Raw genomic sequence first — 12,115 nt, 5'->3', positions numbered from 1 at the left:
CGAGTTCAGAAAAGAAATTACTGCATAGACATGTCCGCTTTTTCGAGGAAAGTCCGGCCAAATCTGAGAAGAATCACATTCCTAAATGCAATTGACCGGCCAAAACGATATCCCAAAAATAACGGATGACCGAAGTGAACAATCCACACGATCGATTGATCCGAGAAACATTTCAGGACAAAAAAGAGGCCGCAACTTTCTTCAAAAACACACTCCCGCCGGAAGTGGTAGAGCTACTTGACTTGGAAAACTTAGAATTGTCCGAATCGAGTTTTGTAAGCGAAGAATTAAAACAAGAACAGACAGATCTACTGTTCCAAATCCCGCTCAGGTCCGGAAACAAGTCCAACGTCTATTTGCTTTTCGAACACAAAAGTTATTTAGAAAACAGCATATATATCCAACTACTCGGATATCTCACAGAAATCTATCGAAACCAGCAAAGGAATGGAGAGAAGTTATCGGTCGTAATCCCGTTCGTATTCTATCACGGAGAAAAAGAGTGGAAATTGGGAGATCGATTTTTGGAACAATTTGTGTTAACGAGACAAGAAACGGAAATTCTCAAAGACTTTATCCCGGATTTTAGGATCGATTTGTTCGATTTGAAAGGGATAGAATTGAAGAAGAAGTTAGAAAGTATCACTTTTCAAGTGACTCTGGGAGTCGTTCAAAGAATTCGGGAAGGGGATTTAGAATTTGTTTCTCACTTACCAGGGTTATTTTCGCTATTACTTGGAATCGAGGAAGAATCGAAAAGGGTTGCAATCTTACGGAAACTGTTATTGTATATTTATTGGGTTCGAGATTTGAAACCATCGGAATTGAAGGGAATCCTTCACAGATCTAAATTGGACGAATATGAGGAATTAACAGTGACAACAGCAGAGAGACTGATTTCAGAAGGAATGCAGTTAGGTATCGAGAAGGGTATCGATCAAGAAAAACTAAAAACAGCCGGTAAAATGCTTAAAAAAGGGATCGATCTAAAGACCGTTTTAGAAATTACAGGACTTACCGAAAAGACCCTCAAGGAAAATGAAATTCTCTAAATTAGAATTTCATCCATTCCTATTTTGAAAAAACAAAAGCATTTCTAGGTCGCACAAAGTAAGAAACAAATTATTTCCTATCATACTAAGGCGCTTGCGGACGCAACGTCGAGGACTCTTTTGTTATATGCATGTGGTTAAATTTAATTTCGTAAAAATATTTACGAAGTGTCAAAAGGTGAAAAATTAATACAAAGATTTCTTGGGAAACCTAAAGATTTTACCTACGATGAGCTTAGAAAATTACTTTCGAACTATGGTTACAGGGAAGACAATTCAGGTAAATCTTCAGGTTCACGAGTTGCTTGGGTCAATTTTGAAACAAAACATATAATTAGACTTCATAAACCTCATCCCAAAAATATTCTCAAATCATATCAGATAGGTCAAATTTTAGAAGAGTTAAAGTCGGAGGGTTATTTAGAGTGAAAGATATTATAGAATACAATGGCTTTTTAGGTTCAGTTCATTTTGATGCAGACGACGAGATATTCTTTGGTAAAATAGAAGGGATTGAAGATCTGGTTTCATTTGAAGGAGAATCGGTTAAGCAATTAAAGAAGGCATTTCAAGAATCAGTAGATGATTATTTGCTTTTATGTAAGAAATCCAAAAAGGATCCTGAAAAATCTTTTAAAGGTTCATTTAATGTTCGAATACCTACGGAACTTCATAGAAAAGTATATAGGAAATCGTTAAGGGAAGGAATATCTTTAAATCAATTAGTTCAGAGAGCTTTAGAAAAAGAAATCGCCGATCTTAAGATTAAGAAACCGAAAATCGTTTTAGAAGTGAATACAATTTAGAAAGACCGCATGAAGCTTTGGAATATAAAGAACTATATGCCTTCGGAAAGAGTTTTTCCAATAAGAATTCCTGAATTAGCGTATGCTAGGAAATCCTTGCGAACGGCTCCCAGCGAAGTTGGGAAACCACGCTTTTCGCTCCAATTCCTTCGGATCTGTATAATTCCAATCAAGGAAGGAAGGGCTTTTTAATTCCCTTCGGACTCCGTCTTTTACGGAAAAATAGGGGATTCAATGAGAGACAAAGGAATCGAGGGCGGGAATATAATCGAAATATAACACTGGAAAACGTAAGTCTTGAATGTGAAATAGAATTCTAAATGCAATTGACCGGCCAAAACGATATCCCAAAAAATAACGGATGACCGAAGTGAACAATCCACACGATCGATTGATCCGAGAAACATTTCAGGACAAAAAAAGAGGCAGCCACTTTCTTCAAAAACACACTACCGCCGGAAGTGGTAGAGCTACTCGACTTGGAAAACTTAGAATTGTCCGAATCGAGTTTTGTAAGCGAAGAATTAAAACAAGAACAAACCGATCTACTGTTCCAAATTCCGCTCAAGTCCGGAAACAAGTCGAACGTCTATTTGCTTTTTGAACACAAAAGTTATTTAGAAAACAGCATCTACATCCAACTACTCGGATATCTCACAGAAATNCTATCGAAACCAGCAAAGGAATGGAGAGCCTCTTTCCGTAGTCNTTCCGTTCGTATTCTATCACGGAGAAAAAGAGTGGAAATTGGGAGATCGATTTTTGGAACAATTTGTGTTAACGAGACAAGAAACGGAAATTCTCAAAGACTTTATCCCGGATTTTAGGATCGATTTGTTCGATTTGAAAGGAATCGAATTGAAGGAGAAGTTAGAAAGTATCACTTTTCAAGTGACTCTGGGAGTTGTTCAAAGAATTCGGGAAGGTGATTTAGAATTTGTTTCTCACTTACCAGGGTTATTTTCGCTATTACTTGGAATCGAGGAAGAATCGAAAAGGGTTGCAATCTTACGGACGGAAACTGTTATTGTATATTTATTGGGTTCGAGATTTGAAACCATCGGAATTGAAGGGAATCCTTCACAGATCTAAATTGGACGAATATGAGGAATTAACAGTGACAACAGCAGAGAGACTGATTTCAGAAGGAATGCAGTTAGGTATCGAGAAGGGTATCGAGAAGGGTATCGAGAAGGGTATTGAGAAAGGTATTGAGAAGGGTATCGAGCAAGGCATCGAGAAGGGTATCGAGAAGGGTATTGAAAAAGGGAAACTGGAAGATGCCGGTAAGATGCTAAAGAAAGGGATCGATCTAAAGACAGTTTTAGAAATTACAGGACTTACCGAAAAAACCCTTAAAGGAAAATGAAATTCTCTAAATTAGAATTCCATCCATTCCATTTTGAAGAGTCGACGGCGTTGGTAATTCTTTGTAAATGACGTTCCTTCGTTTAATTTGTTCATTCTAAAAATACTATATAAATAAGGGATTTTTTCAAAGATTGTGAGAAGAGTGAGTTCCCACGTTCTACTCATCTCTACATAATAGAGTGTCTAAAATTCTGCATCTAAACATGGGATTTGTGCTCAATTAACGGTACTCTATTTTATAGGGATCAGTAGTGGATAAAATTTATCCATAGATTCGAGTTTAGCGTTCGTTTAAAACGTAGGAGTTTCCACGGTTCGCGTTCGAAGAAACGTAAGCGCAGAGCTTTCCTATGGGCCCCTCTGCGAGTTTTTGTTTACGGTAGGATCCCAACCGTAATGTCTCCCGGTTGTGATCCGAAATTTGATATACTTCCACCAATCCCGATGAGTCCTTCAAAGCTAATTGATGCAGTGTAAACGATACTTTTTGAATTGGATGTTGTTTTATTTAGAATGGCAGAACTATTTTTTAAAAAATCCATATTACAACCAGGATAGAGCGAAATTGAATTCGACTTTGTGAGATCACTTGTTACGGAAGTAAACGAAACCTTTTGTCCTGCGGTCACATTGACATATACATAGGCGAAATTGCCCACTAAATTGCCGCTTCCGATAACTCTAAACGGAATGACTTGGCTTAAATCCGTATTGGCTTTTAAGTCCGCACAGTTGAACTTTGAAAGGTTCATGACGGAGTAGAGTAAGACCGTAGTGTCGACATCTACCGCACTTTCTTTCTTTTCGTTGGGGCAGGAGATAAAGAAAGACGGAATTAGAATGAGTAGAGTGAAAATGATTCGAATGAGTCGCATAATACCTTCTTGAATTGTAAAGTTCTGTAAGATTTTTTATTTCTCCTGCTATGGCGAGAAGTTTTTCAGTACAAATTTTGAATTTTCCGTCATTGAAAAGATTTTTTTCCAAAAGAACCGATGTTTTGTTATTCAAACAAAATTTGCTTCCACAAAAGGCGTGTTCACATTAATTTTAGTTGCCTGTGTGTTAGTAGATAGGTATTAGTGGATAGGTGTTAGGTGATCGTTTAAGAATATTCTAACGTAGTTGAATTTTTGTAAAATCGAATTAGTGTAATTCAATATGAGTTTATTGCAAACGGCCTTTCTCCGAAATCCGCCCTCTTTCCTGACCCCTAATAACTAACCCCTGGACCCCATTTGTATGAGCGCAAGACATTGTTTTCCTAAGAGTAAATTAGAATATAACGAAATAGTCAATAATGTAAAAGTCTTTCTCAGGCCCTTCATCAGATACTTTCTCCGAAATTCGCCCTCTTTCCTGACTCCTAATAACTAACCCCTGGACCCTATTTGTATGAGCGCAAGACATTGTTTTCCTAAGAGTAAATTAGAATATAACGAAATAGTCAATAATGTAAAAGTCTTTCTCAGGCCCTTCATCAGATACTTTCTCCGAAATTCGCCCTCTTTCCTGACTCCTAATAACTAACCCCTGGACCCTATTTGTATGAGCGCAAGACATTGTTTTCCTAAGAGTAAATTAGAATATAACGAAATAGTCAATAATGTAAAAGTCTTTCTCAGGCCCTTCATCAGATACTTTCTCCGAAACTCGCCCCTCCTAACCTCTAACCCCTATCCACTAATACCTGATAACTATCCACTAATACCTAAAACCTCCTGTATTCTAAAATTGCTTTTTACAATCACATTCGGTATATTGTTTGTTTTTGGATTTGGGTTATCCTCTCAAGGATTGCCAGTGCCAGCCTTGAATCCTCCGTTGTATAACGGAGCGAGTATGGACGGAACGTTTTCGAATGCGGGTCAACTTGGTTCGATTGGAGTTTGGGACAACGTAGTGTTGCAGAGTTTCGGGTATCTTCGAGCACAGTGGGAGAACCAGATAGAGAATACGATCACTACGTATGTAAATACGATTACTACACAGGACAGCTACAATAGCGTATCTGCATATCAAGAATATGTAAGAACGAGTCTGGAAGCGCAAAAACAGCATGCGTATTTAGCGTGGGAGGCAAGTGCGGAAGCGGATATCTTGTCAGAACGAGGAGCGTATTTAACGGCCCGTTATGGAGCGAATTTTAGTGAAACGAGCGCTTCTCAGACGACATTTTTAAATCAATTGAACAGTATGAGTTCAACACCTCAAACGAATGCGAGTCAACAGATCTTGAATATGGCCGCGAGCCAGTGGACGCAAGTATATAACGGCAACTTTCAGGCGGGTCTTTTAGACTTTAACAATTCGATGAATAGCATGGTGGCTGGGTATCAGAGTTTGGTGAATCAGTTGAACCAAACGGATGCAAATTTTCAGACGAACTTAGCACAGATCCGATCGTATGAGACACAAGTAAAAGCAGGGATAAGCGGGCTTGTAACGAACATGCGCAATTACATGAACGGAGAGGATTTGCTTTGGAATCACAACTCTTCGAATGTAAAGACGACTTTGAATACGGATGGTTTAGCCTACAAGACGTTGCTTGATCAGATGGATACGAACTTGAGTACAAACGCCCCGCTTTCCGCATTAGCGAATACGATGAATACGTTTTTGCAAACTCAAAGTGCACTTGGACAAATACAAGTAACGAACTATACCAATGCGATCTATGCGTCTGGAAGTTACAATCCGGGAGAATTGAATGCGGCGTCATTTAACAGCGGTAACATGTGGAGTGGAGGAGACGTTGGTCTTGCGAATGCGATAGCGGCGTATTACGACGGATCGATCTCGATGAGTGGCTTTATGAACTGGTTAAACAGCCAGGGAGGGTATGGAGTTCCGAGCGGGAAACAAGTAGTGGGCGTGGGAGGATTGAATCTGCAAGCGAAGCGTTCTGACAATAACTACTGCCAGAATGGAGTGATTGTATGTTTGGCTTCGGATCCGTACGGGGATCACCAAAGATACTATTCGAATGCGGGTAGTGATTTTTTGAATTACTATGAAAACGATGTGTGGGTGCTCCCTCCAGCTTGGGGTTGGTTTCACAATATCAAACAACAGGACCGCGTATTGATTACGTTATCATATACGACGTATGACGCTGCTGCGGCTCACAACGCACAAGTGTGGGGTAATTTAGTAAGCCAGCTGAATAACTTTAATGCGAACTGGACGACAAATGTGATCCCTGCGATCACGGCTTGGGAGAGTCAAGTGAGTGCGTATCAGACTTCATATGCGGCTTGGCAGACTCAGAAAACGACAACCCTTGCAAGCGCGCAGGCTAGTTTAGCACAAGGCATCCAATCGCTTTACAACAAGGAAGCGGACTGGGTAGCGAGTATGGAGAACTTGAAGTCGGAGGCGGAACAGAAATGGAGGCTTGAACCGGCGACGTTGTCTACGGGATCGACTACGAATGAGAACTCGCTCGGATCAACGTTAAGCGGCTTGTTAACGAGCCTTCCGAATACCGGATTGTCTACGGGATCGATCTCGGAAGTAGAGAGCGTATGGTCGAGGATGTCGGAACTGAGTTCGAGTAGTTTAGTAAATACGAATACGAATCTACCGGATGTAAATTTACTTGGGAAGTTTACGGATTCGATGGATACGGCGTTAACTGGATCGACGAACATCAGTTTGCTGAGTGCGACGAATCGAGCACTTTTAGACAGCCGTATGTCGTATGTAGAGGACTTGGCGAAGTCGATGACGACAGAGAGAATGTTTACGGACACGGGTTACGAGGACTTGCTTGCGAGTAAGGGCTATTCGACAAAAGAGTTTACCGTAACGGATACGAAGGGCGGAGAAACGAAAGTAACGGTGCTTGTAAACGGAAACGGAAACGTGATCGGAAAGGATGGAAAGGCAATAGCGAATACGAATCATTTACCATCGATAACGGAAGGCCAGAAGTCTTTATTTTTAACATCGAACGACTTTATCAAATCGAGTTGCGGAGACAATTTAGACAAATGTAATACATATACGGAGCAAAAATACGAATCGGGAAGTGTAGTAGTGCATTCTGACGGAACGATCACGGCCAAACGCAAGATGCATACGGGAGAAGCGAGTTTGAAATCAGGCGGGGATGCGACGAATTCCCGGGACTATACGCTTGTGAGAAAAGACGAGACGATCACGATAGCGGCTCCTCCGATGATTCGTTTTGGCACGGATGAGATGGCTCACGGTGGAGTTTCTCCGAGTGCGATAGAGAAGGTCGTGAAGTTAAACGGCAACACGGGGATAGTGCCACCATCAAACGGTAATACTGGAATCGTACCTCCATCAAACCGCAACACGGGAATAGTACCAGCATCAAACGGGAACACAGGAATCGTACCTCCATCAAACCGCAATACGGGGATAGTACCACCATCAAACGGGAACACAGGAATTGTACCTCCATCTGCATTGACTCAAAAGGAAACGGAGAAGAGCGGATCTCATGGTTTTGATTTGTTCGGCTCGACGGAGGCAGTAGGGAGCGCGATCAACAGCAGTTTTGGCAATTTAAACAAGTATTTTTCGAAATCGAATCTGGAGAAGTTGTCAGCGTCTTTGTTTACAAGCGCGAATAACGCGGATGCACGTGACAGCGACAATGTCAGCGCGGCGTCGCAGAGCGCCCAAAGCCAATCTCAGAGCGCGGGCATGGTAGTAGATTTGATCAAGAGTGTAGCGTTAGGCGGAATGAGTCCGCAGGCGTGGGCGCAGGGCCAGGTGAAACAGATGGCACAGTCAGCGATGGCGACTGTAGCCGCGAATACGTTTCATCTTTCACCGGAAGCAGCGTCTTTGTTGTCCGGGGCATTACTGGACAAACAGGCGGCGGACAAAGCCAAGAACGAACTTGGTAAGAGCGGTCCGATGCTTTCGATGAACCGATTGGAAGGAATGATGCCAACGCTCTTGGGCCCGGTCTACGGCGGTCTTGTCGAGTTAGGATCTTCACTTTTAGATCCCTCTAAAAATCAAAGCAGAGCGGCGCTAAGAGCGTATGAAGAAGACAAACTACAATTGATGGGACAGGCGTTACGCGAGGTAGGCAAATCCCAAGATATGCCTACGGAACTCGTGAATCAGTTGTCACAATATGCGATGGACTGGAAGAGATCGAACGATGCAAAGAATGCGTTAGGATACAAAAGCAACAATCCATTGACCAGCGCTTTGGGCTCGATCAGAAATACGGTCACGAGTTGGGCGGGAGAAGCGGTGAGCGGTATGACAAGTGTCGCGACACACTACTTGCGCGGATACGGAGTGATCAGCCATGATGAGATGAATCGTTTCAATCAAGATATTCGAACGACAGTGAACGATTTGAAACACAAAAGTGAGAAGGAAGCTATCGCAACTTGGAACGCAGACGAGATTCAAAGTTACGGATTAGCGGTGAAAGAATACGGCAAGACCCAAGGCTGGTCGAAAGAGACGATCGAAGCGTATTCGAAAGCGGCGATGGAATATGCGACAAGGGAACAAGCAAAGAGCGCACTTGCTAAACAGACACAAGTATTAGATACGTTGAAAGCGATAAGCGGAGTTGGGTTAGTGGACAAGTATTTGTTCAACAACGGACTTTCCACGATGCTCGTGAAAGGAATGCGAGGAATGGTAACGAGCCTTGGCGATATAACAAACGACTTAGGGCTTTTGTCAGACAATGATTTGGATGATTTGTACAAACAGAGTAAGGATTGGACAAGTAGCATAACGTTGTCGGATTTGCAAGCACAGACACAAACAGGAATTGTAAATCTACATGATGCGCAAAAGGCCCAAGTACGAGAAATGATGTTTACCGAGATCGGTAAGATCTTGTCCCCATCGCTTGGAGGAATGGATCCTACTCAAATCGGCCAACTTCTAAAATACCAAATGGATCAGAAGCAAGCCAAAGAGGATGCAAAGGACCAAAAACTCAAAGATGCGGGAACCGTAGTATCCGTAGCTGCAGCGGCAGCGTTGACGGTAGCAACCGCGGGAGGTGGAGCTCCGATCATGACGTCGATCATAGCGGGAACAGCAACCACCACACAATATGTGGCGGCGGTAGCAATCACAGCAGCAAACGCAGGAGTGCAAGCATATGTAGCGGGAGAAACAGGCGGCGGCAACAACGGCGCGATAGCGGGAGCGGCTAACGCAGCGATATCCACAATCACAGCGGGAGCAGGTTCCGCATTTACAGGATATGTAAGTTGGACACCCCACAGAGCCGGTAACTTACTAACAGGAGAAGACGCTGTAACAGGAGGATGGGGAGGAGGAATCTCGGGATCCTTCCAAGGAACTTCTGGATTGCTGAAAGGAGTCGGCTTAACGGGAGGACTTAGCTTTCAACCTGGAAGTGGAGTTGGCGTAAACATGAATGTAAACTTTCCGGGAACACTTGGATTACCAAAAGGAACGTTCTTAGGAATCAACTACCAAACAGGAAGCGGCAATTACACCGCAAGCGGTGGATTTAATATCTACCAAAACGGTAATGCATCAACGGGGATATCACTCTCAGCGAGTAACAGCGGATATACTAGTGTGGGATTGAACTACAACAAAGACGGAAGTTCTTTCCTAAACAGACTGCAAGGTTATTCCCTGAACATCGGAAGCGATGGCTTACTGAGTTTACACAATCAATTCCGAGGAGCAGATGTGTTGAGCCTTGGATACAACTTCAATACACATTCCTTTGATCCGATCGGAATCAATCAAAACTTTCAAAACGATTACAACAATTCTGTGACTCAAGAGAACGCGGCAGCTAACGCAGCAGCATCGGCAGAGAAGTTAGCAGAGAAGAGACAAGAATGGCTGGATCAGCAACGCACTAAACCCGGTTACGAAGGCTTGAGCGACCAAGCAGTGTTTGACAAATACAAATTGGAGAACAGCGGAGTAGGTGGCAGTCGTTTGGATTTACCTTCTCAAGTGTTTGGTAGCTTGGGAGATATGTTCGGAGGTTCATTAGGTTTATTTAATTCGAGTGGAGAAGGTTATCTAAACTCGCAAGGTGAATTTGTTCCAAGGACTTGTTTTACCGCTGGGACGTTAGTTCATACCAAGAGTGGGACGAAGAAGATTGAGGAAGTGAAAGTTGGTGATATCGTAGCGTCTTTTAACGAGCAGAAAGAAGAATTTGAATATAACCGAGTAGTGGAGACGTATGTTCGTCAGACGAACAAGATTTACAAACTAACTTACGCGAATGGAAGATTAATCGAAACGACGAATACGCATCCGTTCTATATAGCAAAGAAGGGTTGGGTGGAAGCAGAGAAGTTGGAAGTGGGAGACAGATCGGTTCTATCAAACGAGAATACTCTCATGATTGTTTCAATCGAGATTGATGCAAGAGAAGAAACCGTTTACAACTTTCAAGTAGAAAATGCTCATACGTATTTTGTAACGGAAGATGGTGTTTTGGTTCACAATGCAGATTACGGCGAGACCGGAGGACTGCTTAACGTATTTACTTACTTAGATGCAAATCCTATATCCACACTTAAAGATTGGTTTAACGTATCTGTTTTGGGAAACAAACCAACAAATTTTAGTGAAACGATGGCGTACCTGAAAAGTGGTAGCGCGGAGGCCCGAATGGAAGCTGTTCAATGGTTAAATGCAAATTCACCTCCGCCTGGTACGTTAGAATATGCTGAATTGTCAATATATGCACACAACACAGGAACGCAAAAGCTACCGGATGCTCAATTTAACGAGCAAATGAAAATTTTGAAAGAGAAAAGTAGTGCGATATATACAGAACAAAGAAAGCCAGATGGAACATTTGCTTTGACATCGTATGAGAGAGAATCTCTTCGTTTGTTCTTTGGGAAAGAAGTAGACACATTGAATTTTAATACGAGTGGAATTATGAATTCAGTCGGTAATTTAATTTTTGGAGGCTCTTCATCTGCGTTTACAATGGGTGACACAATTTACCTTACTTCAGCGGACAAGAGATACATAAGTCTTAATGAAAGAATGGGAGTAATTGCTCACGAAATGTTTCACAACAGACAAATTGAAACCTTGGGACTCACTGGAATGGCGGCTCGACAATTGGCTGATATTGAGCACGCGAAGTCTATTTTAGGAGTTAACTACAATGAAAATAGTGTGTATGATGGAACACTTCCAACGGCAATTAATAATCAGATTCGTCAATTATCAACAAGCGAGTTGATGAGCATTGCAACGACTGGAACATATCAAGGTCACAAAGTATATGTAGAACAACTCGCAAGTTTATTTGAAAAAAGAGCGAAGTTGGAAATGGAAGGAAAGGTCGGTTTATGAAAGTCAAGTTTTTGATTTATTTCATAGTTAGCTTTTTTTTGACTTGTGGGTTAGTGCGGGACAATCGCGCGTATGAGTATGATATTTCTTACTCTTATCAAGGAGAGGAAATTATTTTTCATATTCAAAATAAACTTGGGAGAAAGATTCCTTGGCGACATGTTACTAGTATTGGCGTTTCTTTGATCAAAGAAAACAAGGATCATGAAGAATTTTGGTCTATGGGTAATGTAGGATGCGATGATTTGAATACGGAACTCAAATACGGTGCAACTCCCAAAGGCTTCTTAGTTTACAAAAACAAGAAGTTAGAGGTTGGTAAGAAATACACATTTTATTTTATGCCGTTGGTTCCCCGACGTGAGTTTTGGATTGAGTTTGTGTATGATCCTCCAAAGGGAACGATGACTGAGGTTGGTAAGGATGAAAACAAGACTGACTAACGATTACAAACAAATCTCCCGCGGAGGAAACTCAGCACCGCACTCTCCCGCGGCAGGGATCGAAGCGTGGTCAATAAATTGGGACTGAGGGTAATATTTTGTATAT

6 protein-coding genes and 2 pseudogenes are annotated in these 12,115 nt (G+C 42.0%); 7 read left to right on the top strand and 1 reads right to left on the bottom strand.

The genetic code is table 11. From position 1 onward, the window contains the following. Positions 1 to 125 precede the first annotated feature (125 nt). The 5 genes and pseudogenes from LEP1GSC062_RS19130 (at position 126) to LEP1GSC062_RS19110 (ending at position 3,227) form a co-directional block, all read left to right on the top strand. Complete coding sequence (locus LEP1GSC062_RS19130) at positions 126 to 1,052, top strand: Rpn family recombination-promoting nuclease/putative transposase (protein WP_010578200.1); 927 nt, start codon at positions 126 to 128, stop codon at positions 1,050 to 1,052. A 168-nt stretch (positions 1,053 to 1,220) separates the two neighbouring features. Further along, a complete protein-coding gene (locus tag LEP1GSC062_RS19125; protein WP_010578199.1) occupies positions 1,221 to 1,481 on the top strand; it encodes a type II toxin-antitoxin system HicA family toxin in 261 nt (86 codons plus the stop codon). Beyond that, a complete protein-coding gene (locus LEP1GSC062_RS19120; protein ID WP_010578198.1) occupies positions 1,478 to 1,858 on the top strand; it encodes a type II toxin-antitoxin system HicB family antitoxin in 381 nt (126 codons plus the stop codon). Before LEP1GSC062_RS19125 ends, LEP1GSC062_RS19120 begins: the two co-directional genes overlap by 4 nt. After that, positions 1,822 to 1,945: pseudogene (locus LEP1GSC062_RS25980) on the top strand (IS481 family transposase); the annotation flags it as partial. The gene LEP1GSC062_RS19120 and the pseudogene LEP1GSC062_RS25980, both read left to right, overlap by 37 nt. A gap of 374 nt (positions 1,946 to 2,319) precedes the next feature. Beyond that, positions 2,320 to 3,227 (top strand): annotated as a pseudogene (locus LEP1GSC062_RS19110) (Rpn family recombination-promoting nuclease/putative transposase). A gap of 376 nt (positions 3,228 to 3,603) precedes the next feature. Here the strand turns inward: LEP1GSC062_RS19110 and LEP1GSC062_RS22525 are convergent. Beyond that, positions 3,604 to 4,104 (bottom strand): hypothetical protein, encoded by a 501-nt coding sequence (locus tag LEP1GSC062_RS22525; protein WP_020985185.1) that lies wholly within the window; start codon positions 4,102 to 4,104, stop codon positions 3,604 to 3,606. 673 nt (positions 4,105 to 4,777) lie between these two features. On the opposite strand from LEP1GSC062_RS22525, the gene LEP1GSC062_RS19100 reads away from it, so the two are divergent. Further along, the gene (locus tag LEP1GSC062_RS19100; RefSeq protein WP_020985173.1) at positions 4,778 to 11,566 is read left to right on the top strand and encodes a TIGR04388 family protein; all 6,789 of its coding nucleotides are present in this window, start codon (positions 4,778 to 4,780) and stop codon (positions 11,564 to 11,566) included. Beyond that, positions 11,563 to 12,009: a hypothetical protein gene (locus LEP1GSC062_RS19095; RefSeq protein WP_020985178.1), complete on the top strand. Its 447-nt coding sequence runs from the start codon at positions 11,563 to 11,565 to the stop codon at positions 12,007 to 12,009. Before LEP1GSC062_RS19100 ends, LEP1GSC062_RS19095 begins: the two co-directional genes overlap by 4 nt. Positions 12,010 to 12,115: the final 106 nt, after the last annotated feature.

It is taken from the genome of Leptospira alexanderi serovar Manhao 3 str. L 60, from assembly GCF_000243815.2.
Taxonomy (GTDB): domain Bacteria; phylum Spirochaetota; class Leptospiria; order Leptospirales; family Leptospiraceae; genus Leptospira; species Leptospira alexanderi.
Note: the sequence above shows the minus strand (reverse complement) of the source record. Positions and strands in the feature narration are given on the sequence as shown.